At 58.8% G+C, this 25,453-nt stretch carries 23 protein-coding genes and 1 tRNA gene; 9 read left to right on the forward strand and 15 right to left on the reverse strand.

Annotated features, from left to right (window positions below):
* Positions 1-8 precede the first annotated feature (8 nt).
* The 7 genes from SIB38_RS00650 to SIB38_RS00680 form a co-directional block, all read right to left on the reverse strand.
* Complete coding sequence (locus SIB38_RS00650) at positions 9-191, reverse strand: DNA gyrase inhibitor YacG (RefSeq protein ID WP_294116758.1); 183 nt, start codon at positions 189-191, stop codon at positions 9-11.
* The gene (locus tag SIB38_RS00655) at positions 188-1,213 is read right to left on the reverse strand and encodes a ribonuclease E/G (RefSeq protein ID WP_412551139.1); all 1,026 of its coding nucleotides are present in this window, start codon (positions 1,211-1,213) and stop codon (positions 188-190) included. The genes SIB38_RS00650 and SIB38_RS00655 overlap by 4 nt, the downstream gene beginning before the upstream one ends.
* Positions 1,210-1,788, reverse strand: a complete 579-nt coding sequence (locus tag SIB38_RS00660) for a Maf family protein (protein WP_294116760.1) — start codon at positions 1,786-1,788, stop codon at positions 1,210-1,212. Before SIB38_RS00660 ends, SIB38_RS00655 begins: the two co-directional genes overlap by 4 nt.
* Before the next feature lie 66 nt (positions 1,789-1,854).
* Entirely contained in the window at positions 1,855-2,073 is a 219-nt protein-coding gene (infA, locus tag SIB38_RS00665; protein WP_007205486.1) for a translation initiation factor IF-1, read from the reverse strand.
* A 142-nt stretch (positions 2,074-2,215) separates the two neighbouring features.
* A complete protein-coding gene (locus SIB38_RS00670) occupies positions 2,216-3,967 on the reverse strand; it encodes a tetratricopeptide repeat-containing sulfotransferase family protein (RefSeq protein WP_294116788.1) in 1,752 nt (583 codons plus the stop codon).
* A gap of 87 nt (positions 3,968-4,054) precedes the next feature.
* Positions 4,055-4,519, reverse strand: coding sequence for a low molecular weight phosphatase family protein (locus tag SIB38_RS00675; RefSeq protein ID WP_294116794.1), 465 nt, complete (start codon positions 4,517-4,519; stop codon positions 4,055-4,057).
* A 5-nt stretch (positions 4,520-4,524) separates the two neighbouring features.
* Positions 4,525-5,004 carry a UPF0262 family protein gene (locus tag SIB38_RS00680; protein ID WP_294116795.1) on the reverse strand — a complete coding sequence of 160 codons (480 nt, stop codon included), beginning with the start codon at positions 5,002-5,004 and terminating at the stop codon, positions 4,525-4,527.
* A 138-nt stretch (positions 5,005-5,142) separates the two neighbouring features.
* On the opposite strand from SIB38_RS00680, the gene SIB38_RS00685 reads away from it, so the two are divergent.
* Entirely contained in the window at positions 5,143-5,913 is a 771-nt protein-coding gene (locus SIB38_RS00685) for an SDR family oxidoreductase (protein WP_412551140.1), read from the forward strand.
* 70 nt (positions 5,914-5,983) lie between these two features.
* Here the strand turns inward: SIB38_RS00685 and hisD are convergent, their stop codons facing one another.
* Genes hisD through SIB38_RS00710 form a run of 5 tightly spaced genes read right to left on the reverse strand, consistent with a single transcriptional unit; the run spans position 5,984 to position 9,748 of the window.
* Positions 5,984-7,285: a histidinol dehydrogenase gene (gene hisD / locus SIB38_RS00690; RefSeq protein WP_294116798.1), complete on the reverse strand. Its 1,302-nt coding sequence runs from the start codon at positions 7,283-7,285 to the stop codon at positions 5,984-5,986.
* Positions 7,286-7,335: 50 nt separating this feature from the next.
* The gene (locus tag SIB38_RS00695; protein WP_294116799.1) at positions 7,336-7,827 is read right to left on the reverse strand and encodes a GNAT family N-acetyltransferase; all 492 of its coding nucleotides are present in this window, start codon (positions 7,825-7,827) and stop codon (positions 7,336-7,338) included.
* Entirely contained in the window at positions 7,824-8,306 is a 483-nt protein-coding gene (locus tag SIB38_RS00700) for a DUF2948 family protein (protein ID WP_294116801.1), read from the reverse strand. Before SIB38_RS00700 ends, SIB38_RS00695 begins: the two co-directional genes overlap by 4 nt.
* Positions 8,303-9,571 carry a UDP-N-acetylglucosamine 1-carboxyvinyltransferase gene (murA, locus tag SIB38_RS00705; RefSeq protein WP_294116802.1) on the reverse strand — a complete coding sequence of 423 codons (1,269 nt, stop codon included), beginning with the start codon at positions 9,569-9,571 and terminating at the stop codon, positions 8,303-8,305. Before murA ends, SIB38_RS00700 begins: the two co-directional genes overlap by 4 nt.
* Positions 9,572-9,748, reverse strand: coding sequence for a hypothetical protein (locus SIB38_RS00710; RefSeq protein ID WP_294116803.1), 177 nt, complete (start codon positions 9,746-9,748; stop codon positions 9,572-9,574).
* An 87-nt stretch (positions 9,749-9,835) separates the two neighbouring features.
* Between SIB38_RS00710 and SIB38_RS00715 the strand changes: the two genes are divergently transcribed.
* The 3 genes from SIB38_RS00715 to SIB38_RS00725 all read left to right on the forward strand — a co-directional run bounded on the left by SIB38_RS00715 (position 9,836) and on the right by SIB38_RS00725 (position 15,888).
* Positions 9,836-9,910, forward strand: a tRNA-Thr gene (locus SIB38_RS00715).
* A 780-nt stretch (positions 9,911-10,690) separates the two neighbouring features.
* Complete coding sequence (locus SIB38_RS00720; protein ID WP_412551141.1) at positions 10,691-14,968, forward strand: Hint domain-containing protein; 4,278 nt, start codon at positions 10,691-10,693, stop codon at positions 14,966-14,968.
* Between the two features lie 143 nt (positions 14,969-15,111).
* Positions 15,112-15,888: an HpcH/HpaI aldolase family protein gene (locus SIB38_RS00725; protein ID WP_412551142.1), complete on the forward strand. Its 777-nt coding sequence runs from the start codon at positions 15,112-15,114 to the stop codon at positions 15,886-15,888.
* Between the two features lies 1 nt (position 15,889).
* Here SIB38_RS00725 and SIB38_RS00730 read toward each other — a convergent pair whose 3' ends face one another.
* The 3 genes from SIB38_RS00730 to SIB38_RS00740 form a co-directional block, all read right to left on the reverse strand.
* The gene (locus SIB38_RS00730) at positions 15,890-16,261 is read right to left on the reverse strand and encodes a VOC family protein (RefSeq protein WP_412551143.1); all 372 of its coding nucleotides are present in this window, start codon (positions 16,259-16,261) and stop codon (positions 15,890-15,892) included.
* Positions 16,262-16,441: 180 nt separating this feature from the next.
* A complete protein-coding gene (locus SIB38_RS00735; protein WP_412551144.1) occupies positions 16,442-17,176 on the reverse strand; it encodes a DUF3604 domain-containing protein in 735 nt (244 codons plus the stop codon).
* A gap of 41 nt (positions 17,177-17,217) precedes the next feature.
* On the reverse strand, positions 17,218-18,414 hold the full coding sequence (locus SIB38_RS00740; protein ID WP_412551145.1) for a DUF3604 domain-containing protein: 1,197 nt from the start codon (positions 18,412-18,414) through the stop codon (positions 17,218-17,220).
* Positions 18,415-18,853: 439 nt separating this feature from the next.
* Between SIB38_RS00740 and SIB38_RS00745 the strand changes: the two genes are divergently transcribed.
* The 5 genes from SIB38_RS00745 (at position 18,854) to SIB38_RS00765 (ending at position 25,447) form a co-directional block, all read left to right on the forward strand.
* On the forward strand, positions 18,854-20,401 hold the full coding sequence (locus SIB38_RS00745) for an ABC transporter ATP-binding protein (protein WP_412551146.1): 1,548 nt from the start codon (positions 18,854-18,856) through the stop codon (positions 20,399-20,401).
* On the forward strand, positions 20,398-21,477 hold the full coding sequence (locus tag SIB38_RS00750; protein WP_294116811.1) for an ABC transporter permease: 1,080 nt from the start codon (positions 20,398-20,400) through the stop codon (positions 21,475-21,477). The genes SIB38_RS00745 and SIB38_RS00750 overlap by 4 nt, the downstream gene beginning before the upstream one ends.
* Complete coding sequence (locus tag SIB38_RS00755) at positions 21,477-22,397, forward strand: ABC transporter permease (RefSeq protein WP_294116813.1); 921 nt, start codon at positions 21,477-21,479, stop codon at positions 22,395-22,397. Before SIB38_RS00750 ends, SIB38_RS00755 begins: the two co-directional genes overlap by 1 nt.
* A gap of 44 nt (positions 22,398-22,441) precedes the next feature.
* Positions 22,442-23,524 (forward strand): BMP family ABC transporter substrate-binding protein, encoded by a 1,083-nt coding sequence (locus SIB38_RS00760; protein ID WP_294116815.1) that lies wholly within the window; start codon positions 22,442-22,444, stop codon positions 23,522-23,524.
* A 138-nt stretch (positions 23,525-23,662) separates the two neighbouring features.
* Positions 23,663-25,447, forward strand: a complete 1,785-nt coding sequence (locus SIB38_RS00765; RefSeq protein ID WP_412551147.1) for an amidohydrolase — start codon at positions 23,663-23,665, stop codon at positions 25,445-25,447.
* Positions 25,448-25,453 lie beyond the last annotated feature (6 nt).

Consider the following 25,453-nt stretch of genomic DNA (forward strand, 5'->3'; position numbering starts at 1 on the left):
ACAAAAAGTCAGTGCAAACGCGAAGTTTGTTTTTCCATCTCTTCCAGCGCCTCAATCGCCTCCTCAGGATCCTGCGAAGGCACCGCATAATCGCCGCCAAACCACTTGCCCAGATCGATGTCGGCGCAGCGTTTGGAGCAGAACGGGCGATAGCTTTGCACCGTGTCTTTTTTACAGATCGGACAACTCATTTTAGCACCTCTGACAGGGCCGCGCGGGCGTTTTTGCGCTGCAATTCATAGTGCCCCAGCGGGGTCCAGCCCACCAATGTGGTGTCAATGGTGTCGCGCTTAAACGCTGCGCGCAGCGCGATCTCAAAGCCGCGGCGGTCCTTCTTGGGCATCGGCGCCAGGTCGAGCACAATCTGCCCGCCAAGCCCGCGCACGCGCAGCGCTCGTGGCAGCGCTTTGGCCACCGCAAAATTGGCTTTGGTGCCGGCTGCCGGTGAAGTGTCTTTGCCGGTGTTCACATCCACCGCCACCAGCGCGCGGGTCGGTTCGACATACATGTCAGCACCGCCGCCCAAAGGCACGCGCGCACCCTGCGCCTCTTCCAGCGCGTCGAGCACGCCGTGGGTGTCAAAGCTGCCGGCTTCGGTCACCACTTCGGCAGGCTCGGACCAGTCGCGCCACGCCGCCACATGCGGACCATCCCCATCTATCAGCTTCTCGGCTGGGCCGTCGACGTCCGCCATCACCTGTTCTGCTAGATCGAGCATCGCGGCGATGTCTTCGGCCACGTCGGCATCCTCGGCCTCGGCACAAGCGGAACGGAGAATAATACCCGCCTCCGGCGCTTCGGCCACTTCGTGCGCGACGCCCAACAAAGCATCGCGCCGATCATCATCGCGGATTGAGCGGCTGACATTCACACCAGGGGCGCCGGGCGTGACAATCGCATAGCGGCTTTTGAACAAGACCTTATGGGTCACCGGAATCGCCTTTCCCGGCTCCGCCAGCCCAGTCACCTGCACCAAAAGAACATCGCCTGGCGCCATGCCTTTGACCTGACGCAAAAATGCCATGCCGTCCGGGGTTTTCAAGAACATGCCGCCCTGCCCTTTCACAGGCCGGTCCGCCACCGCGCGATAGATCGTGCCCGGGCGCGGAGCGTCTTGGCTGTCAATCAAAAGGTCATCGAGCTGACCATCCACCATCAAGGCCGCAGCTTCGCGTCCCTCGATGCGGTCCAAAATGATCTGACGTCCCTTCATGTGCGCTCCTTATAAAGCGGGTAGCCGGCCGCTTGCAGCAGGCCAGCGGTTTCGGCCACGGGCAGGCCAACAATGCCGGTAAATGAGCCGGAAATCCACGGGATGAAGGCCCCGGCGGGGCCCTGAATCGCATAACCGCCCGCCTTGCCCTGCCAATCCATGGTGGCGAGATAGGCGTTGAGCTCTTCATTGGACAGCCGCTTCATTTTCACCGCGCTGACCACGTCGCGCTCAAACAGCTGGTCACCTTTGCGCACCGCCACGGCGGTGATCACCCGGTGACGTCGGCCAGACAGCGCCATCAGAAACTCCGCCGCCTCGGCTGCGTCCTGCGGCTTGCCCATGATGCGACGGCCCAGCGCCACAGTGGTATCGGCGCAGAGCACGACATCTTCAGAGGTCGCCTCAACTGCCAACGCTTTCTCACGCGCAATCCGCACACAATAGGGGCGCGGCAGTTCGTTATTATTGGGGTCTTCATTGATATCAGGGGGACAAATGGCATCTGCAACCACCCCGATCTGAGCCAACAATTCTTTGCGGCGCGGACTGCCCGAGCCAAGTATCAACCGCATCCCGGACCTCTTAAATGCGAAAAGGCGGCCCGTTTCGGGGCCGCACATTGGCTTAGTGTCAAACGCTTACTTGAAGCGGTAGTTGATCCGACCTTTGGTCAGATCGTAAGGGGTCATCTCGACTTGAACCTTGTCGCCAGCCAGAACACGGATGCGGTTTTTGCGCATCTTGCCTGCCGTATGTGCGATGATCTCATGGCCGTTTTCCAGCTCGACCCGAAACGTCGCATTCGGCAGGAGTTCCTTCACGACACCGGGAAATTCGAGCAGTTCTTCCTTCGCCATGGTCTCTCCTTTGATTAGCACCTGCAGCATTTTGCAGACTTGCGCCTAAATGAGGGCTTTTTCCCTTTTTTTCAAGGGTCAAAACCAAAAGAAGCCGATTTATCCGAAGATACCTCGACATTTCCTCCCATTAGCCACCAGTTCACTGGTGATCCGGCAGGCGGCTGAGCCAGCCCCCTGCCTGGGCTTCATACTTGCGCCAACCATCGGCACTGCCCTTGTAAATCTTCTTGCGCACTTGTTCCTGCGACGCGGTGCGCACCACATTTGCGCTGTCCTGCGGCGCCAGACAGGCCTCTTGCCACTCCAGACCAAGCGCCTGTATCAGGTTGAGAATTTGCGTGTCCGGGTCCCCAACGAGCGCCTCGTAGTCGACATCAATGATACGGTTGGGAAACCGCTCATGCCAGAACGCCATCAGGTCCTGATAGAGTTCAAAATACCGGATCAGGCTTTCGACATCATTGGTGAAGCCCAGACTATCGCTGGCATAGAAATGTCGGAAGTTAGACCAACAACAGGCCTTTGGATTGCGATGCACATGCACGATTCGCGCCTTGGGCATTGCTGTCGCGATATGCCCAATCAGACGGAAATTCTGCGGCATCTTATCGGTGATGAACGCCCCGCTGCCGGTTTGCGTCAAACGCGCCAAATAGGCCTGTCGCAACTGAGTCGCCTGTGCGGCCTCAAGCGGAGAACCCAGCAGATTCATCTGCTTCACCACCTGCGCCAGATAATCCAGCTCGCCCTTTTGAACGACCTGAGAATGACGGCCAATAATAGTCTCGGTCAGGGAGGACCCCGCCCGCGGCATACCCACGATAAATACTGGTGTTGGATCGCCCTCTGGCTCATCCACATCAAGAACCGGTTGGTTGGCAAATTGCTGCTTCAGCCCCTCAATCAACCGGGCTTCGGTGTCGATGTTGAAACGGGATTCTTTAAACCGAAGCGCGTTGGCCGCCAGCAGATTGCGATAGGCCTCGGCATACTCCTTGCGTTCTTCGTGAACGGCGACTTTGGCAAAGCCAAACTTGAGCGCATCCGTCGGCGCAGGATTGCGCTTCAACTGCGCCGCAATACGGTCTTCAAAATCAGTGATTTGTGAGGGTTTCTGGCTGTTGGCAAAGTTACAGTAGGCAATGCTGTAGCCGGGTGCGATATCCATCACTTGCCGCCATTGCGCCAACGCGTCCGCTTTGCGACCAAGCGCATTCAGCACCGATGCATGGTTGCTCAACAGGGCCGCATTTTCAGGCCAAAGCGACAGACCGTGTTCCAATAGTTCCAAACCGGTCTCAAGCTGCCCCAAGGCGTACATAAGTCTGGCTGCCTGCAACACCGGGCCGACGTCGTCAGGCGCCAACTTACAAGCAATCGAGTAACATTCTAACGCCAGAATCTGCTGCCCCGACTCCTCAAAGGCCTCCCCGAGATCCATGGCATAGGCCGGCTGATCCGCACCATGTTTGAGCGCATCCCCCAAGAGCGCGATCGCATTCTCGACCTCGCCCATAGCCAACAATGCGCGCCCCAATCCGTTCAGCGCAGCCGCATGTGTCGGCGCCTTTTTGAGAAAGGCAACAAACAGCGGAACCGCCAATGCGGGACGTCCCACCTTTGTGAGTCCCAACGGCAACTCAATGGCAGCCTCTTCATGCTGCGCCAATTGCGCAGCTTTTGTAAGGAAGCTCTCTGCGGCGAGGGCATCCCCCAACTGCTGCGCCGAAAAACCAGCCAGTGCATGCAATCCAACATGATCTGGCTGCACCTTGAGCGCCTTTTGCGCACGGAACATCACCTTGCGAAATTCGCCTTTGTCATAAAGCGATTGAATCACCCCAAGATCGGAGGCTTTGTTTGTTGAAACGCCTGACAGCTTCTGCCGCATAGTGAGTCCCTTGCTGAAATCCACGCAAGACTCTCAAAACATGGCAAACAAAAGGTTATCAGCCTGAAAAATTGCGCAGAAAACGGACTAGCCCCACCGCTCTCGCAGAAAGGCCACAATCTCGTCACGCGCAGTGCGATAGGCCGCCAGCTTGGCCTCGCGCCCGTCCCCGGCCTGCGCCCCGCTGGGGTCCGAGACCGGCCAGAACTCCAGCTCAAGATGGTCAAACCGGGTGAGGTCTTCAGCTTTGCTGCGGCTCGCCGGGGTCAGCGCCACCACCATGTCAAAGCTCGACAACTCCTCGCCACGCTTTTCCATCTCTTCAAAACTGCGGGTGCGGTGCCGGTTCAGCTCCACGCCAATCTCGGAACAGACCGCAATGGCAAATCCATCAATCTCCAGATCACTTCGGATGCCCGCGGATTGCACATAGACGTCCTGACCATAGAACTTCTTCATGATGCCTTCCGCCATCGGCGAACGCACCGCGTTCTGGTCACAACAGAACAACACCGATTGCGGCAAAGGTTGCTTCTGATCCGCGTCCGACACCCGCGTCAGCCCCCGAAATGCAGAACGCAGATCAAAGTGAACAGGCGGCGGGCTGTATCGGTGTCGATCTCCGCCTTGCCTTCCAGACGTTCCTGCAACACACGCGCCCCTTCGTTGTGAATCCCACGGCGCGCCATATCGATGGTCTCGATCTGGCTGGGCGGCAGGTTCTTCACCGCATCAAAATAGCTTTCACAAATCGCCCAATAGTCTTTCACCACCTGACGGAACGGCGACAGGCTGAGATGGAACTCGGCCGCCTTTTCCCCACCTTCGGTGGTCACATCAAACACCAGACGCTTTTCACGGATCGACAGATCCACAGAGAACGGCCCGTCCGGCACCATGCGGTCATCGCGTTTGGGCAGAGAAAAACTGTTCTCTTCCAACAGATCAAAAATCGCCACCTTGCGCTCCTGATCAATCTCCGGCGTGGGAGGTGGCAGATTGCGGTCATCGATTTGGATGTGGCTGATCCGGGACATGGTAGGCTCGTGCGTTTTTGCGATGCAGCATGAGTAGCGCACCGCCCCCCGCTTTGTCCATTGGTTGCCTCTGTCGCAGCCATTGACAGCGCGTCGCTGCTGCGCAATCCAACTTGAGCCCACTTGAAAGGACTTGCGATGTCACAGCCCCTGCCCGCCTTTGACCTCACCGGCCAGAACGCCTTGATCACCGGCAGCACCGACGGGCTGGGCAAAGCCGCGGCGGAACTGTTTGCGCAGGCCGGCGCCCATGTCTGGATCAACGGGCGCAAAGCAGATCGCTGCGAAGCCGTGGCGGATGGCCTACGCGCAACAGGCAACAAAGCCACCGCCCTGCCGTTTGATGTTGCCGATGACACCGCCGCCCAACAGGCCTTTGAAACGCTCGCCGAGGCTGGCGGGCTCTCTATTCTGGTCAACAACGTCGGCCAACGAGACCGCCGCACGCTACCGGAATTTACACGGGACGACCTGCAATCCTTACTGAACGTCGACCTGATCTCGCCCTTTCGCCTCTCCCAACGCGCATCCGAGCAGATGCGCCAAAAGGGCTACGGGCGGATTGTGAACGTCTCCTCCATCGCCGGTCTGATCGCGCAATCGGGTGACGCGGCCTACACCTCGGCCAAGGCCGGTATCAACGGCATGACCAAAGCTTTGAAGGCCGAACTTGGCACCGATGGCATCAACGTGAACGCTGTGGCGCCGGGTTTTTTCAAAACCGCGCCCAATGCCGCCGCAGCACAAGATCCCCAACTTGCCGAGAAACTGCAAAACGCCACCGCACTAAAACGCTGGGGCAACCCCGAAGAGCTCGCCCCCGCCATCCTCTTCCTCGCCAGCCCCGCCGCAAGCTATGTGACCGGACAGATCTGGGCCGTAGATGGCGGCTACACCAGCCACTACTAGAGCCTGTGGCACATTCTCATTCCCCAAATATCCTGGGGAGTCACAGCCTGCTGTGACGGGGCTAAGCCCCTTACTTGTTCAACGCATCCAGACGCGCGCGCACGCTCAAACCGTGCGCTTCTAGGCTTTCGGAAATCGCCAAAGTCTCCGCTGCCGGGCCAATTGCTTTCAAGGCTTCCGGCGTCATCTTCGACAGGGTAGTGCGCTTGATGAAATCCATCACCGACAGGCCAGAGCTGAACCGTGCCGAGCGGGCGGTCGGCAGAACGTGGTTCGGCCCACCCACATAGTCACCAATGGCTTCCGGCGTATATTGACCAAGGAAAATTGCACCCGCATGGGTGATCTTTTCAGACAGCGCGTCCGGGTCCGCCACACACAGCTCCAGGTGCTCCGGCGCTATCCGGTTGGACAGTTCCGCCGCCTGATCCAGATCTGCCACAGTGATCACCGCGCCAAAGTCCCGCCAGCTGGCGCCAGCAATCTCGCGCCGATCCAGCGTTTCCAGACGTTTGTCGACCGCATCTGCAACTGCTTGCCCGAAGGCTGCATCATCCGTGATCAAAATCGATTGCGCGCTTTCGTCATGCTCCGCCTGACTCAGCAGGTCGAGCGCAATCCAATCCGGATTGTTGTCTTTGTCTGCAATCACCAAAATCTCGCTTGGCCCGGCAATCATGTCGATGCCCACTTTGCCAAACACCCGGCGTTTGGCCGCCGCCACAAAAGCGTTGCCCGGACCGGTGATCTTATCCACCGGCGCAATTGTGTCAGTGCCATAGGCCAGCGCCGCCACCGCCTGCGCCCCGCCAATGCGATAGACCTCGTCCACCCCCGACAGCCGTGCAGCCAACAGCACCAGCGGGTTCGCCACCCCATTCGGCGTCGGCACCACAATCGCCAAACGCCCCACGCCCGCCACTTTGGCCGGGATCGCGTTCATCAACACCGACGACGGGTAGCTCGCCAATCCACCGGGCACATAGAGCCCCGCCGCCGACACCGGCGTCCAGCGCCAGCCCAGCGTGGCCCCACTCTCATCGGTCCAGCTTTCATCCTTTGGCATCTGCCGCGCGTGATAGGCCTTCACCCGCTCCGCCGCCAATTCCAGCGCCGCGCGGTCTGCGTCCGTCACCTGCGCACAATAGCTGTCGATCTCTTCTTCCGAGAACCGCAGCGTCTCCGGCGTCAGTTCCAGACGGTCAAACTTTGCCGTCAGCTCAATAACCGCCGCGTCCCCGCGATGGCGCACGTCTGCAATGATGTCGGCCACAACGGCGTCCACATCCGGGCTGTCTTCACGCTTCGCCCCCAGGAGGGCGGTGAAGGCGGCTTCAAAATCAGCAGCTTGCGCATCAAGAAAAACGGGCATTTGGTCTCTCCGTAAAGGTCACGCCTTCTTAGACCGCGCCCCTAGGAGGCTCAAGCGTCAAGCTGTCTCAGCATCAGAACATCGTCGCGCGGCTGCCCGTCAACAATCACAGAGCGCGGACGCAGGCCGATTTGCTGAAAGCCACAAGCCTGATACAGCGCCTGCGCGCCCAAATTCTGGTTGTCCACGCAAAGCTCCAACTGCAACACACCCATTTGCAGCGCCGCCTCAACGGCCGCGTCCAGCAAAGCCCGCGCCAATCCACGCCGCCGCGCAGAGGGATGCACATACAACGGACCAAGATCCGCCATGTGGCGTAGACGCTCTGGGCCACCCCGCCGAAGCGCGACAAGGCCCACAAGCGTTTCGCCCTCAAAGGCGCCAATCACCTCACCTGCCGACAGCTTTGCCACCAAGGCGCTGTCCGGTATGGCCACGGCTTCCGCAGCGGTCAGCAAAAACGCCGACGGATCCGCGCTTAAGCCGTGCAACCATAAGCCGCGGTAGGCTTGTAAATCATCAGCGGTCAAAACTCTGATCATTCCGGATGGCTTGGAGCCGTTCTGGAGGGCGCTTTGTAAGGCCGAGTCACGTCTTTCAACGTCACTTCCAGCGCTTCCACCGTCAAGCGGATCGCGCCATCGCCTGCCAAGGTCAGGATCACCGCGCCGTCGGCATCTTCGCCCGCTTCAAAGGACACGGACAACACCGACAGAATGGTGTCCGCGTCGCCGCGCTCCACGCCTTGGGAGGCCACCGACACCACATTATCGACCACCAGAAGGCTTTGCACCCGTTCCACCGAGCGCTTGCGGCGCTCCGCAGCGGTTTTGTCTTCCCAGCGGAAGCGATTCAGCAGTACGGCAAAACGGCGTTCTTTGGGTAACCACTGCATCTCGGACGCCGGAAAAATCGCATCCTGCGCTAGCGTCGACACCACCTGCAAATCCTCCGCATCCAACGCGCCGAGATTTAGCGGGTGATCACCGCCATCTTCAAACCGTGCATCCTGCTGCGTCACTGCTCCTGTACCCTTTCAATATGGGCCCCCACACCGCCCAGCTTCTCTTCAATCCGCTCATAGCCGCGATCCAGGTGATAGACGCGGCTCACAATAGTCTCGCCTTCCGCCGCCAATCCAGCCAAAATCAACGACACAGAGGCCCGTAAATCGGTCGCCATCACACGCGCGCCTTTGAGCTTCTCCACACCATGCACCGTTGCGGTACCGCCGTGCACCTCGATATTCGCGCCCATACGAATAAGTTCCGGCGCGTGCATAAAGCGGTTCTCAAAAATCTTCTCTTCCAGCACCGATGTACCTTCGGCGGTGCACATCATCGCCATGAACTGCGCTTGCAGATCGGTTGGGAAGCCCGGGAACGGCTCGGTGGTCACATCCACCGCTTTCACCCGGCCATTCTTACGAGCCACTTTCAGACCCTTTTCGGTCTCTTCCACATCAATGCCCGCCTCGTGAAGCTTGGCCACAAAGCTCTCAACCAAATCCAGCCGCCCGCCGAGCAGTTCGACTTCCCCACCACAGAACGCCGGCGCCAGCATAAAGGTGCCCAGCTCAATCCGGTCGGTGACAACAGGGTGGGTCGCACCATGCAAACGGTCCACGCCCTGTACTGTGATTTCTGAGGTGCCGTGCCCATCAATCTGCGCGCCCATCGAGCGCAGGCAGGTGGCCAGGTCCACAATCTCCGGCTCCCGCGCGGCGTTCTTGATCACTGTGGTGCCTTTGGCCAGCGTCGCCGCCATCAGGATGTTCTCGGTGGCGCCCACAGAGGCAAAGGCCAGTTCGATCACGGCTCCCTTCAGACCGTTAGGCGCCTTGGCGTGTAGATAGCCGTCTTTCAGCTCAATCTCTGCGCCCAGCTTCTCCAGACCAAAGATGTGCAAATCCATAGGACGCGCGCCAATCGCGCAGCCGCCCGGCAGCGACACAACCGCATGGCCCAACCGCGCCAGCATCGGCCCCAGCACCAGATTGGAGGCGCGCATCTTCCGCACAATGTCATAGTCGGCAATGTGGTTGTTGATGTCATGGCTCGACATCGCAAGCACCTTGCCGTCCTGCAGGCTGGTCACTTCAGCCCCCAGCGAGCCCAGCAACTGGCTCATGGTTTTGATATCGCTCAGCCGCGGTGCATTGGTCAGCGTCAGCGGCTCTTCGCTCAACAGCGTGGCCGGCATCAGCGTCAGACAGGCGTTTTTGGCACCCGCAATCGGGATCTGACCCTTAAGCGACCCGTTGCCGCGTACAATAATCGAATCCATTTAATCCTGCCCTTTACTCTTCACTGCCTCAGTTGAGTCGGTTGTCTCACTCTGCGCACGCGCTTTGGCCTGCGCTTTCCGGCGCCCCATATTGGCTTTTAACGCCGCCTTGAGCCGATCTTCACGGCTGCTGGCAGTTTTTTTGGCTTTATTTACAGGGGTCGATTTGTGTTCCATGCAGTTTCTTTACATGAGGTGCAAAAAAGGGTCCAGATTGCGCTTGCACATGTTGAAGTTTGGTCCTAAACACCGCGCCACGGTAACGCTGCTGTAGCTCAGTGGTAGAGCGCACCCTTGGTAAGGGTGAGGTCGGGAGTTCAATCCTCCCCAGCAGCACCACCGGATCTCCCGCTAAATTTGGTATACGCTTTCACAGACGGTGGCTGCTCCGATTTTGTCTGACTAGAGCAAACAATTGCGCACTCTAACCGCTCGCGCATTGACACCTCCCTGCTCTCTGATTTGCCCCGCGCATTCATAAGGCAAGGAATCGCCTTATCAAAGTCACGCTCCCCACCTTCCGAAAGCGACAATTTGCCCCTGAGGCAGATGGCGATTCGACAGGCGTCGTTCTAGAGTCGGGATCAATCCCGAAAAAATTCGAAACTTGTCCATGAAACGAAAACAATCAGCGCCTTCGATCTGTGTCGCGCAGATCACAGCACATGGGCCTCCCGAACCCGATCAATTGGTTCACATCTGGAAACGACAGAACCTCAAAACCATGACGCAAGGGAAACCCTAGGCAATAAGGGCGCAAGTATGGCGTCGCCCGGCACTGCTTTGCCGTACTACCCGCCCAATTTAGGCCTCAAACAGGAAACAATCCAAATAATACCCCTACAAACATTAACCAAAACTTAACGCTTAATCCTGCCGCAATCGCACCGCTTTTCGTCAAATTGTGCAGGTTTTTGTTTCTTCCTTGCCTCGATTGCATCATATTTGGAGTAAGTCCAACTGGGGGACGAGTTCTGGCTTGGGGCAGCCAAACGATACGTAGAGGGCATCTAGCGATGCCGCGCAACTCACGCCAAATGGCGCAGAGGCACCTTTTCTGTTAGGTGTGGACTGCCCTCTGGCGATCCGCGCGGCTTACGCGGTGGAAAAGAGGGTACCATGGCTGATCCAAACGGTCCGGGAATTGTAGACGGCACACAAACTGACGACGATATGTCCGTAGGATTCGTCGACACAGAAGGCGATACAATCGACAATAACGGCAACGTCATCAGTGCCCAAGACGGCGACGATGCAATCGTCGCTGGTGCCGGAGACGACACCATTTTTGCGGGCAACGGCGACGACACGGTCCACGCGGGTGCAGGCAATGATGAAGTCTACGGTGACGAAGTTGGCACGCAAGACGGCACCGATGAACCAGGTGATGACGTTCTTGCCGGAGAAGGCGGAAGCGATACCATCGATGGGATGGACGGCAATGACACCATCTATGGTGGCTACGAGCCAGGCTCCACACCGACTCCGACACCTGGTGGTATCCAAAGCTTCAATTGGAGCGGAGTTGGCAGCCCGGCAGACGGTGATGACCTAGCATCGTCCTTCGTGCAGAACACCGGTTCCGTTTCCGTAACCCTTACCTCTTCTGCCGGCTCGGGTGGGTCCAACACCTTTGAAGACGAGACGCAGGTTCTGGATGGCATCAACACCGGCGACGAAACCGGCGATGCCAACAGCGCCGCGCGTATCGCCACTGGCACAGGACAGAATGCGACAACCTCTCAAACGCTCGCGTTCTCCGAAGCGGTTGAAAACGTTCAGTTCCGCATCAACGACATCGATGAAAACTCTGTGGTTAAGGTGCTGGCTTGGGACGCCCAAGGCAATCCTGTCGAAGTCACCTTCACAGCAGAAGACCTGACAAACCTGCACTTGGTGGATATTGACGGTGTTCCGGGCAACGAAGCGGCCATCTCCGACGGCAGCACTCCGGGTGATTCCACCACCGCCGCGAACTCGGTTTTGGTTACAGTTCCCGGACCAGTTGCCGAAATGGAAATTCGTTTGGTCAACCTCGGCGAAGAGCCTGCGGACGTGACAGTGTCCGACATCTTCTTTGAAGGTGGCCCGAGCGTCATCGAAGAGGACGGTGATGACGTGCTCACCGGTGGAGAGGGTGACGACCTAATCTATGGACAGGAGGGCGACGATCTCCTTACCGGCGGAGAAGGCATGGATACTCTGATGAGTGGCGACGATGCCGACACCATCCAAGGAGCGACCCACCTTGATTTCGTTTATGGTGGCGAAGGCGGCAATGATGATGACACGCTCGATCTTCGGGGTATGGGTCCAGTTTCAATCGTCTACACCGATCCCGAAAGCGAAGAAGGTGTTGTCGTTATTCGGGAAACCGGCGAAGCAATTGCCTTCACCGAGATCGAAAACATCCTATTTGATGAACAAGTTGCGCCAGACGGCATCGTACAGGGCACCTCGGACGGCGATGTGATCGACATCAACTACGGCGGCGACCCGAATGGCGATTTTGTCGACAACGACGACGCCATCCTGCCAGGCCAAGAAGGTAACGACGACATTATTATCGCTGGCGAAGGCGACGATACAGTCATTGCCGCCCTGGATGACGACCTCGTTTTTGCCGGTGACGGCGACGACATTGTCGACAGTAGCTTTGGCTCAGACACCCTTTTTGGCCAAGATGGTGACGACTACCTCGACGGTCGGGAAGATGACGACTACCTGCGTGGCGGCGACGGCAACGACACCATTTTCGGTGGCGATGGAAATGACCTCGCTGGTGGCGACGATGGTGACGACTTCATTGCAACAGGCAGCGGCGACGATACCGCTTCTGGCAATGAAGGTGACGACTACATCGACGCCTTTACCGGAAACGACGAAGTGTCCGGTGACGCTGGCAACGACACACTGCTCGGCAATGACGGCGATGACACTGTATCTGGTGGTGAAGGCAATGACATTCTGGTCGGCGGTGCGGGCGATGACCGCCTATTTGCAGGCAACGGGGATGACACCATCTTCGCAGGCGGCGGCAGTGACTACGCCGAAGGCGGCGCCGGTGACGACCGTTTGGTTTCTGCTGGCGGCGATACAATGCTGGGTGGTGATGACCGTGACACCTTCTACGGTGCGGCTGGGGACGAAATCATCGGGGGTGAAGGCGGCGTTGACGAAGATACGTTAATCATCAACGGCCCTGCTGAAATCGAGTACGTCGGCGGGGATCCTGCGTCCGAAGCTGGCACGATCTTCTATCTCGACGGTGGAGGCAACCGGACTGGCGAAACTCTGGTATTCTCGGAAATTGAAACCGTTGTCATTCGCGAACTGTCAGGCGACGGCGTCGTTGAAGGCACTGCCTCCGGCGAATTGATCGACGGTTCCTACATCGGTGACCCCGAAGGTGACTTGGTCGACAACTTCGATGGGTTTGACAACATCACGAGAACAGACCTGTTCTCCGAAACACCTAACAGCTTCGTAGAGTCGCCCGGTGGCCCCTTCACCAACAGCCAAGATGACGCCATTCTTGCCGGCGGTGGCGACGACACCGTTATTGGTGGGGTTGGCGACGATGTTATCTTTGGTGGCGAAGGTGATGATGTCCTTGAGGGTGGTTTTGGCCGCGATGACCTCATCGGGGGCGCTGGCAACGACCTCATGACCAACACTGCCGGTGTTTCGCGCATGTTCGGCGGGGAAGGCGACGACACTTTTGTAGGGGGAATCCAGTCCGATCTCATGTACGGCGGAGTCGGTAACGACTCCTTCAGCGGCAACCTCGGTAACGACATCATCGCAGGAGGCGAGGGTGACGACACAATTGATGGCGGCTTGGGTGGCGACACCATCAGCGGTGGAGACGGAAACGACAGCATCATTGGCGGCCTGGGTGATGACGAAATCACCACGGGCGCAGGTAACAACTATGTGGATGCAGGCCTTGGCGACAACCTCGTCATTGCCGAAGAGGGCAACGATAGCTTAATTGGTGATGCGGGGGATGACGCTTTTGAAGCAGGCGCAGGCGACGATACCGTTGACTCGGGTGCTGGCAATGACAACGTTCTTGGCGAAGCTGGAGACGATCTCATTATCGGGGGTGCGGGCGAGGACACTCTAGATGGCGGTGAGGGGAATGATGCAATTACCGGTGGTACGCCCGGCATTGTAGGACTGGCATCGGTTGGGCAAACACCTGATACGATTATTGGTGGAGGTGGCAATGATACGCTTAACGGTGATTCAGGCGACGATCTAATCGACGGCGGTGACGACGACGACCTGATTGGCGGCGGTATAGGCGGCGATACAATCATTGGCGGAGCCGGAAATGACGAAATCTTCGGTGAGGAAACAATTGATCTCATCACGGGAGATTTGGCAGAGCGACCAGATGATTTTGATGATGCTCTTGCATTAGAACCCGGAGACGACTCAATCGATGGCGGCGCTGGAAGCGACACTATCTACGGTGAGGAAGGAAACGACACTATCATCGGTGGCGAAGGTGCTGACGAAATCACTGGTGGCCTGGGTACAGATGTGTTGTTTGGCGGCGATGATGAGGACGAGTTCTTCGTAGATCGGGCATCGGAGGGCATCGGAGACGAAATCTTCGGCGGAGACGGTGGCGTCGATCAGGATGAACTTTCGCTATTCGGGGAACAAGGGGTAGACTGGCGCCTAACAGACTTAGTGGCCGACAGCGATGGAAATGGCAGGGATGGCACTGTCGAGTTTTTGGATAGCTCAGGTGATGAAGCTGTAGTTATAGGTCGGATGAGTTTCGAGAATATTGAAATCATTCCCTGCTTTACACCGAACACCCGGATCCTAACCCCAATGGGCGAAGTGGCGGTAGAGAATCTGCGGGAAGGCGATCAAGTTGTGACACGCGACAATGGTTTGCAGACCATCCGTTGGGCAGGCCGCAAGCATGTGTCTGGCCGTGACCTGATGGTGCGTCCTGAACTGCGTCCGATCCTGATCAAACAGGGTGCATTGGGGCCAAACCAGCCAGAGCGCGATATGATGGTCTCACCATCCCACCGCATGCTGCTGGTGTCTGAGCAAGCCGAGCTGCTCTTTGAAGAGCGCGAAGTTCTGGTCGCAGCCAAGCACCTGACCCACCTTGATGGCGTGGAGCAGATCGACGTGGTTGGCGTAGACTACATCCACTTCCTCTGTGACAACCATGAAGTGGTCCTCGCAGACGGCGCATGGAGCGAAAGCTTCCAGCCGGGTGAATACTCCATGAACGGCATCGGCAAAGAGCAGCGCGACGAAATCTACGCCCTGTTCCCGGAGCTGCAGCAACGTGAAGGTCTGGCCGGTTACACCGCCGCCCGCCTTTCGCTGAAGCGCCACGAGGCAAAGCTGCTGGGCTGAGCCCCACAGTCACAAGTTCGCTATCGGAGAGGTCGACCTTCGGGTCGGCCTTTCTCGTTTTTGGGGCAGTAACCTAGCGCTGGACAGTTGCGCCGGAATGCCGTCAATTTGCTTAACACGCAAAGTTCTGACCGGAGCCCACCATGCCAGCGCCACACAACCCTTTCAAAGCCGCCCTTGCCAACAAACAGCCGCAGATCGGTTGTTGGATGTGTTTTGGCGAGACCGTCGCGGCCGAGCTGATGAGCACCACGGGATTTGACTGGATTGTGGTGGATGGCGAACACGGCCCCAATGATCTGCGCTCCATCACCGATCAACTGCGCGCACTGGAGCCAACCAGCAGCCACGCAGTGGTGCGCGTGCCTATTGGCGAAGACTGGGTGCTCAAACAAGTGCTGGATGCCGGCGCGCAAACCGTTCTGGTACCGATGGTCGACACGGGTGCGCACGCCGAGGCGATTGTACGCGCTTGCCGCTATGCGCCTGACGGCGTACGCGGCATGGGCGGCTACGGTGCGCGCGTCACCCAATTTGGCAACATTCAAGACTACGGTACCACCGCCAACGCGGAAATCTGCGTGCTGGTGCAGGCAGAAACCCGTGCGGCCATTGCAAACCTCGACGACATTCTCGCGGTAGACGGCGTGGAAGGCGTGTTCATTGGCCCCGCCGACCTCTCCGCCGACATGGGCTTCCCGGGCCAACCCGAAGCGACCGAAGTGCAGGCCGTCATCAAAGACGCCATCACCCGCATCGCCGCAGCAGGTAAAGCCCCCGGAATCCTGACCTTTTCAATGGAGGCCGCAAAAACCTACCTCGACCTCGGCGCGACCTTTGTGGCGGTCGGCATTGACACAGTGGTGCTGGCCCAAGCCGCCCGCGCGCTCAGCGAAGACGCCAAAGCGCTGATCCCCTAACTCAGGCAGCTGGGTCCTGCTCCAGCCGCCACGGCGGAAACCGGCGATCCAGTCCAGCGTGAAACAAACACAGCTGATTGCCACTTGGATCGCGGAACCGCGCCGTGCGCCAACGATAGATCTGATCCGTCGGCGGACAGTCAAATTTCACGCCTTTCTCCAGCAACTCAGCGTAGCTGCGATCAACGTCATCCACCTCGAAGTACAGCACTGTGTTTCCCAAAATCGGCGCATCTTTCAGGTACAGGGAAAAAGTCGTTGAGCCAGATGGCATCTCAAAACGCGCGTATTCTCCCCGAGCCGAGACAATGAGCCGTAACCCAAGCGTTTGATAAAACTCAACGCTGTCGTCAAAGTTGCTTACCTCCACCAAGACTTGATTCAGGTCTATGTCGCGCTCTCCAATCGTTTGAACACTGGCAGCCTAAGGCCTCAAGCTCACTTCAGGTAAAGATCTTTTAAGTAAAATTTTTCAATGCCTTAAAATTTCAGATGCGCAAAAATAAAAAAGGCGCCCGCTTAGGGCGCCCCTAGTGTTGTAGATGCGTGCCAATCACCCCTTCGGCGGTGTGTACCAGATCGGTGAGGAATAGGCCCGTTCCTGATGGATCAGCTGCGCCTCCGCTGGCAGTTCAATGTCATAGCGCAGCTTGTCATAAACCACCCAACGCGGGGTCGGGATTTCCAACACCCGGACATAATAGAACGCAGGCTCCGTGGCATCAAAATCCGGATCGGTCCACACCGAGGTCAGCTCAGACGCGCCAATGGTGTTGGACCAACTTGCGGTCTCGATATCCACGGTGTTGCCCACCGCAGGCACTTTGCCATTGGCATCCATCTCGCGCCCGTCCGACCAGGCCACGTCATAGACCTTTTCGTGCAGTTTCCCTTCGGCATCCATCCAGCCTTTGATCACCTGCATCCGATCAAGATTGGCGCCAATCGGATCGCGCAGTGCCGCGAGCAGGAAGCTCGGCGCGCCGTCGCCCTCTTGCTGCGGCAAATCGGCTCCCATCGGCACACCTTTGGCATAACCCAACACCGCCGGGTTGCGCGAACGACCGTCAGCCTCGCCAAAGTCCCAGCCACCAAAGAACCGCAAGCCAATCCGTGGCCCGGTGGTCGCGTAGGTCTCTTTACGCTTGAAGGCATCAAAGATCGCAGAGCGGGTGTTCTCCGTCGCCCAAACCGCGGTGTAGCCCGACGCGACCACCTGATGCCCCTCAATGCGACCCAGATCGCTGGCGATAAACGGATGTTCAATCCGTGTGGGCGAAGGCTCCACGCTTACCGACTTGGAGAAGAAGTTCTCCTCCTCTGCCGTTGTTAAACCCGTGTGGCTGTCCGGGCACCACTTATGCCAAACTTATAGGGGTTCACGCCGAATTTCTTCTCCAGCGCCAAGCCCAGTTTCAACGCCTCCCGGGCATATTCCCCGGCCAGCATCTCTTCCGTTTTTAACTCCGTGAGGTCGAGGTTGCCCGTATCCCAGTTCTCATAATCGGCAAACTCGTCATCCGGGCTCAAGAACGGGTGTGCCTCGCCGTCGCCCTTGATCTGGGTGATCTCGTAATGCGGCTCCCACTTGGCGCGCAACTGCACATATTCCTCATCCACCTTGCCCCCATGGTAGGTGTCTTCTGTGGGGAACATCCAGCCATTGGACAGGTTGCCGTTGTGGGCAAAGGCCACGGCCCGCCCGCCAGTTTTCTCCTGATACTCTTCCAGCCAATTCCACAGGTGATAGGGATCGGTGTCGCCATAGGGCGGCTGCGTCACCGGCGGCACGACTTGTAGCGCCCGCATCGGACCATCACGCAGCATCACATTGCGGTGCAGGTTGAAGCCCTTGGGCACAGAGGTCCATTCAAAGCCGATAAAGGCGGTGAACCGCCCCGGATCATTGTGTTCCTCCGCCGCATTCACAATCTTTTCCCAGGTAAAGGCAAAGGGATCCGCGCCTGGGCTGTAACTCTCCACAATCAACTCCGGCAGCGTCATCTGTGAGAAGTTGGTGATCAGATCAAACGCCGTTTTCCCGGCCTCTGCCCCACCTTTTTTATTGCCCTCATACCATTCGCGCCCTTTTGGGTCGGCCAAAATCCCCGGCTTGCCCGCCTGCAAATCTGGCGCAAAGCCCATCAGGTCGGTGTGATCTGTCAGCACCATCCAATCCAGCGGTCGGCTCAGCTTCACCGGTTGTCCGGTGGAGGACACCACCTGCTCGCCTTTGGCAAATCGCCAGGCGTCATCCGGCCCCAAAATATTGCCAAACGCCCCCGCATCGAGCGACAGCCCGGTGTGCAAATGGGTCTCGCCCCATAGCGGGAAGGTTGGGAACGACCGGTTGGCATAAGGCGAAAACGGCGCATCGGCAAAGCCGCTCTCCGCCGCCTCTTCAGAGGGCACAACCTGCGCCTTACCCTGTGTCGCGAGCAGGAGCGTCGCCGCACCCAATGCCGCCGCACAAACCAACGCACGCCTCGACGTTGTCTGATTGATCGAAGTAACCGTTGAAACCATGTGACACCTCCTAGTGGGAATTAATGCACGCCCAAATAGCCAGGCGCCGCAGATCAAATATTCAAGTTGAGGTCCTATGCGTCCAACGCTACCGAAAATCTGCGCAAAACCAAGGAAAATCGACTCTGAGAATCCCCTTTTGCTTGCACTGCCACACTTCAAAACACCCAAGTTTTTGCGCAAATCTTAGGCAAAGGCTTGGCGCTCAGCCCTGCAACTCTTTCTACAAATCTTTGAAAATGCTCTGGCCTAACCCTTAAAAACCAAGGATATGGAAGGCAGTGAACGGACGCTGCGCAGGCCGTTGCACCTCTGAGGCAAAGCCGCCGCTGAAGTTTATCTTGCAGACACGGCAGGCCAGTTTCTAGGGTGAATGCGCTAGAAATTCAGCGGTTTTGCCTCCTGTCGGAACGCAACTCGCCCAGCCAGAGGGACAGATATGAGCACACCACTACTCTCCATCAAGGGGTTGACCAAGACCTACCCCGGCGTGGTGGCCAACGATGATGTCTCGTTTGACATCGGTACCAACGAGGTGCACGCCCTGCTTGGCGAAAACGGCGCCGGAAAATCCACGCTGGTGAAAATGATCTACGGTCTGGTGAAGCCCGACAGCGGCACCATGACCTGGAACGGCCAGCCCTTTGCGCCCGCCGAACCCAAGGCCGCCCGCGCCTCTGGCGTGGCAATGGTGTTTCAACACTTCTCGCTGTTTGATGCACTCTCGGTGGCAGAGAACGTGGCGCTTGGCATGGAGAACCCGCCGGCCATGCGCGACCTCGCCCGCCGAATCCGCCGCGTGTCCGAAACCTACGGCCTGCCACTGGACCCCAACCGCACCGTAGGCGACCTCTCTGCTGGGGAACGCCAGCGCGTGGAAATCATCCGCTGCCTGCTGCAAGACCCGAAACTGCTGATCATGGACGAGCCGACCTCGGTGCTGACCCCGCAGGAAGTCGAGATCCTGTTCCAGACCCTGAACAAGCTGAAGGCCGAGGGCACCTCGATCCTCTATATTTCCCACAAGCTCGAAGAAATCCGCGCGCTTTGTGACCACGCCACCATTCTGCGCCTTGGCAAAAACGTCGGCGAATGTGTCCCCGCCGAGACCTCTGCCCGCGACATGGCGGAAATGATGGTGGGCGACACGCTGCAAACCCCCACCCGCACCACCGAGAAAGCGGGCGAAGTTGTGCTGGATGTCTCCGGCCTGACATTGGAGCCAACCAACCCGTTTGGCACCACGCTCAAGAACATACACTTCACCGTGCGCGCAGGCGAGATCCTCGGCATCGGCGGCGTGGCGGGCAACGGTCAGGACGAGCTTTTGGCCGCGCTCTCCGGCGAGTCGCTCACCTGGCCGGACTCGATCAAAGTCAAAGGCAAAGACGTGGCCAACCTCGGCCCCAACGCGCGCCGCGAGTTGGGCATTCTGGCCGCACCAGAAGAGCGCCTCGGCCATGCCGCTGCACCCGACCTGAGCCTGACCGAAAACGCCCTGCTCACTGGTGCCATCCGCGAAGGCCTGACCAGCAACGGCTTTGTGAACTGGTCCAAGACCACGGACTTTGCCGACACCATCATCAAAGAGTTTGACGTGCGCACGCCGGGCAACCACGTGGCGGCTCGTGCGCTTTCTGGGGGCAACCTGCAGAAATTTGTGATCGGCCGCGAAGTGCTGCAACGCCCGGAAGTGTTGGTGGTGAACCAACCAACATGGGGCGTAGATGCCGCCGCAGCAGCCTCGATCCGGCAGGCCCTGCTGGACTTGGCCGCAGGCGGCGCCGCAATTGTGGTGATCTCCCAAGACCTTGATGAACTTATGGAAATCTCCGACCGCTTTGGCGCGCTGAACGAAGGCCGCATGTCTGACATCCGCCCTGCCGCCGGTCTCTCGATTGATGAAATTGGCCTGATGATGGGCGGTGCCCATGGCATGGAAGTTGCCCATGTGGGCGATGAAGAACAAGAAGGAGCAAGCGCATGATCGCGCTGGAAAAACGCCCCACCCCGTCGCGCGCGCTGTCGCTCGCCACACCGCTGATCGCGGTCGCCATCACCATGTTTATGGGCGGCCTGCTGTTTTCTGTGCTGGGCAAAAACCCGTTTGAGGCCATCCGCACCATCTTCTGGGATCCGGTGCTGGGCGAGTTTGCCTTCTACTACCGCCCGCAATTGTTGGTGAAAGCCGCGCCGCTGGTGCTGATCGCCATTGGCCTTTCACTGGGCTTTAAAGCCGGTATCTGGAACATCGGCGCCGAAGGCCAATACATCATGGGAGCGATCTGTGGTGCCGCAGTGGGCCTTGCCTTCTACCCCACCGAAACCCGCCTGATCTTCCCGCTGATGATTGTCGCCGGCGCACTTGGCGGCTGGGCCTGGGGCATGATCCCCGCCCTTCTCAAAGTCCGCTTTGGCACCAATGAAATCCTTGTGTCGTTGATGCTGGTCTACGTGGCCGACCAACTGCTGGCATCCATGTCGCTGGGCCTGTTGCGCAACCCCGAAGGCATGGGCTTCCCCGGCTCGCGCAACTTCTCCGACTACCCGGCGGCCAACAGCTGGATCAACGAAGCCGCTGGCCTGCACTGGGGCATGGCTTTTGCCTTCATCGCAGTGATCTTCTCTTACATCCTACTCAACCGCCACATTCTGGGCTTCAACATCCGCCTCACCGGCGAAGCCCCGCGCGCGGCGCGGTTCGCAGGGGTGAACCCCACCCGCCTGATCCTGTTCTGCCTCGGCACCTCTGGCGCATTGGCAGGTCTGGCAGGCCTGTTTGAAGTCACCGGCCCCTCTGGTCAAATCAACATCGACTTCGCATCAGGCTATGGCTTCACCGCCATCATCGTCGCCTTCCTCGGCCGCCTGCACCCAGTTGGCATCCTGCTCGCAGCCCTGCTGATGGCGCTGACCTACGTGGGCGGCGATCTGGCCCAGGGCAACCTTGGCCTGCCGTCAGCAGCTATTCAGGTCTTTCAGGGCATGCTCCTGTTCTTCCTGCTGGCTCTGGACCTGCTGACCAACTACCGCGTGGTGCTAAAGAAAAAGGGAGCCGCATAATGGACCTTTCCGCAATCAATCCCGTCCTGCTGATCGCTTCTTTGATGGTCGCAGCCACCCCGCTCCTTCTCGCCGCCATCGGTGAGCTGGTTGTCGAACGCGCGGGCGTTCTGAACCTCGGTGTAGAGGGCATGATGATCATTGGCGCCATCTCCGGCTTTGCCATCGCAGTGGAAACCACCTCCCCAATGGTTGGCCTGGTCGCGGCCATGATCGCCGGCGCGGTGCTCTCGCTGCTGTTTGCCTTCCTGACCCAGTTTGCGCTGGCCAATCAGGTGGCCTCCGGTCTGGCACTCACGCTCTTTGGCCTCGGCCTGTCGGCGCTCATGGGGCAGTCATATGTGGGCATCAAACCCCCGGCCATGGCAAAGCTCGACATACCGGTGCTCTCCGATATTCCGGTGCTTGGCCCGATCCTGTTCAGCCACGACCCCGTGCTCTACATCGGCCTCGCGCTCACTGCGGCGGTCTACTGGTTCCTCAAGAAATCCCGCGGCGGTCTGATCCTGCGCGCGGTTGGGGAAAGCCACGACGCCGCCCATGCGCTTGGCTACAACGTCATCCGCGTGCGCATCCTCGCCATCATGTTTGGCGGCGCCTGTGCCGGTCTGGGCGGTGCCTATATTTCACTCATCCGCGTGCCACAGTGGACCGAAGGCATGACCGCCGGTGTCGGCTGGATCGCTTTGGCCCTTGTGGTCTTCGCCTCCTGGAAGCCGTGGCGCGTCTTGCTGGGTGCCTATCTTTTTGGCGGGATTAACGTTTTGCAGCTCAATCTGCAGGCAGCGGGTATTGCCATTCCGGTGGAATACTTGGCAATGTCACCGTATCTGATAACCATCCTCGTTCTGGTCATCATGTCGGCTGACAAAAGCGGCGCACCCGCATCTCTTGGCCGCACATTCCACGCCTCGCAATGAGGCACCTAAACAAAAAACTGCCACCAACAGGGGGACTACCCGAAATGAAATTGACCAAACTTTTGACAAGCGCAGCTGTCGCGCTGGGTCTGGCGACCTCCGCCATGGCCGACGACAAAACCAAAGTAGGCTTCGTCTATGTTGGCCCAGTGGGCGACGGCGGCTGGACTTATGAGCACAACAAGGGCCGTCTGGCCGTAGAAGAGCACTTTGGCGACAAGGTCGAAACCACCTTTGTTGAAAGCGTACCAGAAGGTGCCGACGCCGAGCGTGTGATCACCCAGATGGCGCTTCAGGGCGCGGACCTGATCTTCACCACCTCTTTTGGCTACATGGACCCAACCATCAACGTTGCCAAGAAATTCCCAAAAGTGAAGTTTGAGCACGCCACCGGCTACAAACAGGCCGACAACGTGTCCGTTTACTCCGCGCGCTTCTACGAAGGCCGCGCGGTTCAGGGCCACATCGCGGGCAAGATGACCAAAACCAACAAAATTGGTTACATCGCCTCCTTCCCGATCCCAGAAGTGATCCGCGGCATCAACTCCGCCTACATCCACGCCAAGAAAGTGAACCCGGACGTCGAGTTCTCCATCATCTGGGCCTACACCTGGTTTGATCCTGCCAAAGAAGCCGACGCTGCCAAAGCTCTGATCGAGCAAGGCGCCGATGTGATCCTGCAGCACACCGACTCCACCGCGCCACAGGCAGCCGCGCAGGCTGCTGGCAACGTAGTGACCTTTGGTCAGGCGTCTGACATGGGCGAGTACGCCCCGTTTCCACGCGTGTCCTCCATCATCGATGACTGGGCGCCTTACTACATCGCACGTACTCAGGCTGTGATGGACGGTTCCTGGGAGTCCGTATCCACTTGGGACGGCATCGGCGCTGGCATGGTTGGCATCGGTGAAATCTCCGACGCGGTTCCAGCAGACGTAAAAGCCGAAGCGCTGGCTCTGGTTGAGAGCCTGGCAGACGGCTCCTACCACGCCTTCACCGGCCCGCTGAACAAGCAGGACGGCACCCCATGGCTGGCAGAAGGTGAAACCGCGCAGGACTACGGTGACGACGGTCTGGCCGGCATGAACTTCTACCTCGAAGGCATCACCGCCGAGATCCCAAACTAAGCTGATCCCTCAAAGATCATCTACGAAGGCCCGCCAATTCGGCGGGCCTTTTCTTATGGTCGGCAATCAAAACACCGCCATTTGACAGCAACCACCGCTTGCACCCAAAGTTATCCCATACCCCAAAAGGATTTTGTGATGACTCGTTTGACAGCCACCCTTGGCGGACTTGCCCTGACCACCGTCCTCTCCGCGCCCCTTCTGGCACAGGAGATCGCCGACACCATCTACTCCGGCGGCCCGATCCTCACCGTCAACGACGCCGCCCCCCGTGCTGAGGCCGTCGCCGTCAAGGACGGCCGCATTATCGCCGTGGGGACACAGGCGGACATGCTCGCCCATCAAGGCGATACCACCGAGGTATTTGATCTGGACGGCCGCGCCATGTTGCCCGGCTTTGTCGACAGCCATGGCCACGCAGTTATGGGCGGCCTGCAAGCGCTCTCTGCCAACCTGCTTGCCCCGCCGGATGGCGAGGTGCAGGACATCGCCTCCCTGCAAGACACCCTACGCGCCTGGATTGCAGACAACCAAGCCGCCATCGAGGCCTCCAACCTGATTGTTGGCTTTGGCTATGACCAATCGCAACTGGCCGAGCTGCGCCACCCGACCAAAGACGACCTCGACGCTGTGTCCAAAGACGTGCCGATCATCATCGTGCATCAGTCCGGCCACTTCGGCGCCGCCAATTCCGCCGCGCTGGCCGCAGCCGACATCACCCGCGAGACCCCAATCCCACCCGGTGGCGTGATCCGCTATGCCGAGGACGGTGCACCCAACGGCGTGTTAGAAGAAAACGCCTTCTTCCTTGTATTGGGCAAGCTCATGGGTGGCATTGGTGAGGACGGCTTCAAGGCCTTCGCCCGCGCCGGAACGCAACTTTGGGCCAGCTTCGGCTACACCACCGCACAAGAAGGCCGCGCCACACCGCAAGTGGCCGAAATTGCAAGAGCGGTGGCCGCTGCAGGAGAGCTCCCCGTCGACCTCGCCATCTATCCCGATGTGTTGGTGGACCGCGATTACATCCTCGCCAACCAATCCGACACCTATGAAAACGGCGTGCGCATCGCCGGGGCGAAACTCACCATCGACGGCTCCCCGCAAGGTTTCACTGCCCTGCGTGACCGGCCTTACTATGATCCGGTTGGCACCTATCCGCCTGGCTACAAGGGCTATGCTGCCGCCAGCGAAGATCAGATCAATGACGCCATCGCGTGGGCGTTTGAAAACAACATCCAGATCCTGACGCATTCCAATGGCGAAGGCGCCTCCGACATGCTGCTCGCCGCCATTAAAGCCGCCGAGGCCAAACACGGACTGGCGGACCGCCGCCCAGTGCTGATCCACGGTCAATTCCTGCGCGAGGATCAGGTGGCGGAGATGCGCGACCTCAACGTCTTTCCGTCACTCTTCCCGATGCACACGTTTTACTGGGGCGACTGGCACCGCGACCACACGGTTGGCCCAATCAACGCAGACAACATCTCCCCCACCGGCTGGGTCCGCGAACGCGGCATGATGTTTGGCACCCATCACGACGCCCCTGTCGCCTTCCCCGACAGCATGCGGGTGCTCTCGGCCACAGTGACGCGCCGCACCCGCTCGGGGGACATTCTAGGTCCCCACCACCGCGTCGATGTGATAACCGCCCTCAAGGCGATGACGCTCTGGCCTGCTTATCAGCACTTTGAAGAAGACATGAAAGGCAGCATCGAGGTGGGCAAAGTGGCGGATTTTGTGATCCTGTCCGACGACCCCACAGCGGTGGATCCGGAAACCCTCGCCGAGATCAAAGTGCAGGTCACCATCAAACGCGACAAAGACATCTACCGTGCCCCGGGCGGGCCTCAAAAAGCCGATTTGATCGCGCCGATGGGCCACCACATTTTGGACGTCGCCCATGCCGCCACCCGCAGCAACTGAGCAAAA

Origin of the sequence: Shimia sp. MIT910701 (assembly GCF_047126315.1) — a bacterium.
Lineage (GTDB): Bacteria > Pseudomonadota > Alphaproteobacteria > Rhodobacterales > Rhodobacteraceae > Shimia.

What these genes read in the sequence shown, in the direction of transcription:
- murA (WP_294116802.1), bottom strand. Translation starts at nt 9,571, where the DNA reads ATGGATTCGATTATTGTACGCGGCAACGGGTCGCTTAAGGGTCAGATC.
- infA (WP_007205486.1), bottom strand. Translation starts at nt 2,073, where the DNA reads ATGGCGAAGGAAGAACTGCTCGAATTTCCCGGTGTCGTGAAGGAACTC.
- SIB38_RS00720 (WP_412551141.1), top strand. Translation starts at nt 10,691, where the DNA reads ATGGCTGATCCAAACGGTCCGGGAATTGTAGACGGCACACAAACTGAC.
- SIB38_RS00740 (WP_412551145.1), bottom strand. Translation starts at nt 18,414, where the DNA reads ATGGTTTCAACGGTTACTTCGATCAATCAGACAACGTCGAGGCGTGCG.
- SIB38_RS00695 (WP_294116799.1), bottom strand. Translation starts at nt 7,827, where the DNA reads ATGATCAGAGTTTTGACCGCTGATGATTTACAAGCCTACCGCGGCTTA.
- SIB38_RS00755 (WP_294116813.1), top strand. Translation starts at nt 21,477, where the DNA reads ATGGACCTTTCCGCAATCAATCCCGTCCTGCTGATCGCTTCTTTGATG.
- SIB38_RS00760 (WP_294116815.1), top strand. Translation starts at nt 22,442, where the DNA reads ATGAAATTGACCAAACTTTTGACAAGCGCAGCTGTCGCGCTGGGTCTG.
- hisD (WP_294116798.1), bottom strand. Translation starts at nt 7,285, where the DNA reads ATGCCCGTTTTTCTTGATGCGCAAGCTGCTGATTTTGAAGCCGCCTTC.
- SIB38_RS00710 (WP_294116803.1), bottom strand. Translation starts at nt 9,748, where the DNA reads ATGGAACACAAATCGACCCCTGTAAATAAAGCCAAAAAAACTGCCAGC.
- SIB38_RS00745 (WP_412551146.1), top strand. Translation starts at nt 18,854, where the DNA reads ATGAGCACACCACTACTCTCCATCAAGGGGTTGACCAAGACCTACCCC.
- SIB38_RS00725 (WP_412551142.1), top strand. Translation starts at nt 15,112, where the DNA reads ATGCCAGCGCCACACAACCCTTTCAAAGCCGCCCTTGCCAACAAACAG.
- SIB38_RS00685 (WP_412551140.1), top strand. Translation starts at nt 5,143, where the DNA reads ATGTCACAGCCCCTGCCCGCCTTTGACCTCACCGGCCAGAACGCCTTG.
- SIB38_RS00680 (WP_294116795.1), bottom strand. Translation starts at nt 5,004, where the DNA reads ATGTCCCGGATCAGCCACATCCAAATCGATGACCGCAATCTGCCACCT.
- SIB38_RS00650 (WP_294116758.1), bottom strand. Translation starts at nt 191, where the DNA reads ATGAGTTGTCCGATCTGTAAAAAAGACACGGTGCAAAGCTATCGCCCG.
- SIB38_RS00670 (WP_294116788.1), bottom strand. Translation starts at nt 3,967, where the DNA reads ATGCGGCAGAAGCTGTCAGGCGTTTCAACAAACAAAGCCTCCGATCTT.
- SIB38_RS00750 (WP_294116811.1), top strand. Translation starts at nt 20,398, where the DNA reads ATGATCGCGCTGGAAAAACGCCCCACCCCGTCGCGCGCGCTGTCGCTC.
- SIB38_RS00660 (WP_294116760.1), bottom strand. Translation starts at nt 1,788, where the DNA reads ATGCGGTTGATACTTGGCTCGGGCAGTCCGCGCCGCAAAGAATTGTTG.
- SIB38_RS00655 (WP_412551139.1), bottom strand. Translation starts at nt 1,213, where the DNA reads ATGAAGGGACGTCAGATCATTTTGGACCGCATCGAGGGACGCGAAGCT.
- SIB38_RS00765 (WP_412551147.1), top strand. Translation starts at nt 23,663, where the DNA reads ATGACTCGTTTGACAGCCACCCTTGGCGGACTTGCCCTGACCACCGTC.